The following is a 2,706-nucleotide window of genomic DNA, read 5'->3' as shown; positions in this document are numbered from 1 at the left end:
TGAGTTCTCCTTTGTCCACGAGATCCATCACTTTCGAGGCGATCGCTACTTTATAAGCACTCGCCATACAAAAGGTTTCATCGCCATTTATGCTGACATTCAGCCCTGAACTAAGGTCCTGTGCTGCGACACCAATGCGGCCAACCAGCCCTTGGGTGATTTTTTCGATCTTCTGAGCAATACTTTTGTCAGCATGTACTGTTTTTGTTTCTTTCATGATTTTTGTTTTTAAAAATTAATAATTGAATTTGGTTTACTATATATAAATGCCTGTTCGGCGGCTTATAAAAATCTAATGCTGGTAGTCACGGATTTATTGTTAATAATTTCTACGGAGGTCAGTACTCCGTTAGAATCTTCGTGTAAATACAACTCCACCGGGGATGCAACTACATGTCTGAGGTTATCATCACCAGACCCTAAAGCAATAACCAGATCATCACCTTTTTTTGCCGGGTCATATTCTATATCTCTAAATGGAGTATTCTCGGCAATGTTTTCGCCTGCTTCTTCTAAAAGTGCGTTCGCACCTCGGTTACCGGACGATACCATTTGCAATCTTTCGGCCCATTCTTTTTTTTGTAGTTGTTTTTTCATAATTCCGGGTTTTTAAATTTATTTTCTCTTGTACACTGATTTTCCCCGTCTTATAGATTCTACTATTTTAATATCGTGTATTTCTAAAGGATCTATTTTAATTGGGTTTTTGTCTAAAATCACAAAATCAGCATACTTGTTCGTTGAAATAGTCCCTTTATGATCTTCTTCAAAATATTGGTAGGCAGCCCAAATTGTAAGTGTTCTCAATCCATCAAAGGCTGAAAGTCTTTGGTCAGGACCTAATATTTTACCGCTTCGGGTTACCCTGTTTAAAGTGGCATCAAGCACACGCATGGCGTTAGGAAAGGTAACAGGAGCATCATGGTGTGACGTAATATTTAAACCGGCCATCAGGGCATCTTTCATAGGCGAAATATAATCGGCTCTTGGATGTCCTAAAACAGATTCTACGTGCCAATCTCCCCAATAAAAAGTATGCATTGGGAATAGTGAAGCATCTACATTTAATTTCGCGGCTCTTTCTATTTGATCTTTCCTTATGGTTTGGCCATGAATAATGACTGTTCTATGGTCATCGTAATTATATTGAACTTGTGCTTTTTCAATGGCATTTAAATATTGGTCTATAGCAGCATCGCCATTGGTGTGACATAGAAGTTGCCACTTGTTTTCAAATGCATCTGCAACAGATTGGTTTGCTGCTTCATCATCCATAATAGGAAAACCTTTATAGTCCGCATTTTCTCCTTGGGGAGGTCTATGATAGTGCTGTGTTAACCAGGCTGTTTTGCCTTGAGGTGAACCGTCTAAAGTTAATTTAGCTCCACCAAGTCTAAAATTATTTTTATAGGTGTGCTCATTATTATAATACTCCCCTTTAAGTAAATCATATGCTCCGGTGATTCGCATATCCGGATAGGATACCACATCGATATAAAGGTTTCCCGCATTTGCTTCTTTGATGATACCTTTTACCTGAGAAGGTGCTGTTCTGCCTTCTTGTGCGGTTAGATAGCCATTTTCTGCGTATTGTAGTTGACCAAGTTTAACGGCTTTAGCATTTACTTCGTCATCGGTATTTCCGAGTACTTTTCCTAATACCGTAAAAAATGCATTTTCTTCCAAAACACCATTTGGAGTTCCATTCGGATTACGTCTTAGCTTCCCCTCTTTAGGATTAGGTGTATCTTTAGAAGCCCACCCCATAAGTTCCAGTCCTATTGAGTTAATAGAACCCAAGTGACCCGATTGGTGCATGACAACTACGGGAAAATCTGTACTTACCTTATCTAAATCTATTGCTTTAGGGTGATCTTTTTCTGTTAATTGAGAATCGTCATATCCATTTCCTACAATCCAACCGAATTTATTCAGGCACCATTTTCCATCTTCAGTGTCTTTGAATTCATTTAAAGTTTTTACAATACTGTTAAAGTCAGCGCCCGGTCCGTCAGGAGGTGGGAGAATATTAGCCAACATAGATGCAATACCCACCATATACATGTGTCCATGTCCGTCTAAAAAAGCAGGAAGCATGGTGGCGCCATTTAAATTGAAAAGTTCTGAATCTTTAAATTGCTTTTTTGCATCATCCAGAGCGCCTACAAAAACGATATGATCCCCTTTTCTGACAACGGCTTCTGCATATTGCGCTTCTTCTCCTTCCATGGTAATAATATCACCACCAAAATAGAGGGTGGTTTCAGCAGAGGAGGAAAGAGTTTCCTTATCTTTTTTGGCACCTTCTTTACAAGAAGATATGAAGAATAAGATTCCTAAAAGGGAGAATACTATTTTTTTCATTTTCATTTCATAATTTAAAAGGCAACGGGTAAAAAAAATACTATTTAATAACCCGTTGGGTGTAATTAGTTGTTGATGATATTTTTCGTCAGTTCGAGTGATTTTCGATAGAAAATCGTATCGAGAACAAGAAAAATTTTATTAAAAACGGTTCTCGATACATTTTTTGTTCTGTTTTACTGCACAAAATACACTCGAACAGACTTTTTTAGTCATTACACCCAACAGGTTATTTAGTAAACGTATTTTAATAAATATCCCTAATGCTCTAATCGTCACGATCAGTCTTTGTCGGGTACAGGGGCACCGAATGAGAAGTCATCTGGCATACCGGTCGAGAAT

At 38.2% G+C, this 2,706-nt stretch carries 3 protein-coding genes; all 3 read right to left on the bottom strand.

The window, feature by feature from the left end:
- On the bottom strand, positions 1-217 hold a 217-nt coding region (locus WBM60_RS06720), incomplete at its 3' end, for a serine hydrolase (RefSeq protein WP_424282891.1).
- 65 nt (positions 218-282) lie between these two features.
- A complete protein-coding gene (locus WBM60_RS06715; protein WP_424277572.1) occupies positions 283-597 on the bottom strand; it encodes a DUF5335 family protein in 315 nt (104 codons plus the stop codon).
- Positions 598-615: 18 nt separating this feature from the next.
- Positions 616-2,364 (bottom strand): amidohydrolase, encoded by a 1,749-nt coding sequence (locus tag WBM60_RS06710; RefSeq protein ID WP_424282890.1) that lies wholly within the window; start codon positions 2,362-2,364, stop codon positions 616-618.
- Positions 2,365-2,706: the final 342 nt, after the last annotated feature.

Source organism: Eudoraea sp., from assembly GCF_049669105.1.
GTDB lineage: Bacteria > Bacteroidota > Bacteroidia > Flavobacteriales > Flavobacteriaceae > Eudoraea.
Note: the sequence above shows the minus strand (reverse complement) of the source record. Positions and strands in the feature narration are given on the sequence as shown.